This is a genomic window from Bacillus sp. AP50 (assembly GCF_040492675.1).
Classification (GTDB): Bacteria; Bacillota; Bacilli; order Bacillales; family Bacillaceae_G; genus Bacillus_A; species Bacillus_A cereus.
Window position 1 is genome coordinate 1 of the sequence record NZ_JBEUTW010000313.1, and the last position, 1,130, is coordinate 1,130.

Consider the following 1,130-nt stretch of genomic DNA (forward strand, 5'->3'; position numbering starts at 1 on the left):
AACTAATTATTCTGAATGCACTTCCCATGAGTCACCTTATTCCGTAATACTATTGCGTCTCCTTTGTACCTCTTCTTTTAATTCTCTATTCGCAGTGGTTAATTCATGCACTTGCGTTTCCAGACTCTCATTACGAGCCGTTAATTGTCTTACTTGTACTTCTAATTGAAGGTTCGCTTTTGTTAATCTAGCAACCTCTAGAGTTAGTTCTTTCACCTGATTTTGATATGTTAACATCATATCTTTGAGTTCAATTCGAAACTGCCTTTCGTCATCAGATAAAGAATGACGGTTTGTACTTGTATCGATACTGGTGTTAGAAGTTGGTTTGTTCTTAGAAGTTAAGTAACCAAAACCTCCTGTAATAAACATGCCTAATACAGAAGCAATTGCAGAAATTAAACTATCTTTCATTAACCGTCACCTACTTTCATCAGCTTAAGATAGAGACCTGCGGCCATAAGTGCCCAAACAAAATAACTTGTACCTGTTGTAGCACTATCACTTAACCATAAGGAAACGGAAACAAATGTCCAAAATCCAATAGAAATTAACAATCCAATACTTCTAATAATCTTATTATCTGTAGCCACCCCATATAATAAGAAGAAAGATATAAATAAGCATTGCATGCCCCATAACTGTTCCGGCATAACTTGCTCCATAGTACTGTATACAGAATTTTTAAATGTAGCAATGGGAGATAACAATAGAACTGCCCACCACAGTGCTATACTGATCAAACCAATTTCAACAAGATTGTATTTTCCCTGTTTAGGCATATATAATAGCCTCCTACTTTTAGAAATTCTCCTACCTTAGACATAACCTAATTTGAATTATTACAAGGTAAAGAGATGTTACACATGAAATACACTCAAAATTTTTATCTCCATGTATTGTCAGAGATAAAACGTATTCCTATTTCATTTATCCTTATAACTTAAGGCAGTTATCACTTTCTATCATTGAGTCTTATCTCGCTTCTTACGTAAACAAGTTAAAACAATTTTCAAGTCAGTATACATAAAACTAACTTTCTACATTGAATATATTTACGCTGTTAAAGAATTTAAGTAGAAAATGTATATATTCCCTCTCACATTACTCAAAAATAAAAAGATTACACC

At 33.2% G+C, this 1,130-nt stretch carries 2 protein-coding genes; both read right to left on the bottom strand.

Annotated elements, in window-relative coordinates; all coding sequences use genetic code 11:
- Positions 1-36: 36 nt before the first annotated feature.
- Complete coding sequence (locus ABWK52_RS21005; protein WP_000655296.1) at positions 37-414, bottom strand: hypothetical protein; 378 nt, start codon at positions 412-414, stop codon at positions 37-39.
- On the bottom strand, positions 414-782 hold the full coding sequence (locus ABWK52_RS21010) for a hypothetical protein (RefSeq protein ID WP_001125914.1): 369 nt from the start codon (positions 780-782) through the stop codon (positions 414-416). The genes ABWK52_RS21005 and ABWK52_RS21010 overlap by 1 nt, the downstream gene beginning before the upstream one ends.
- Positions 783-1,130 lie beyond the last annotated feature (348 nt).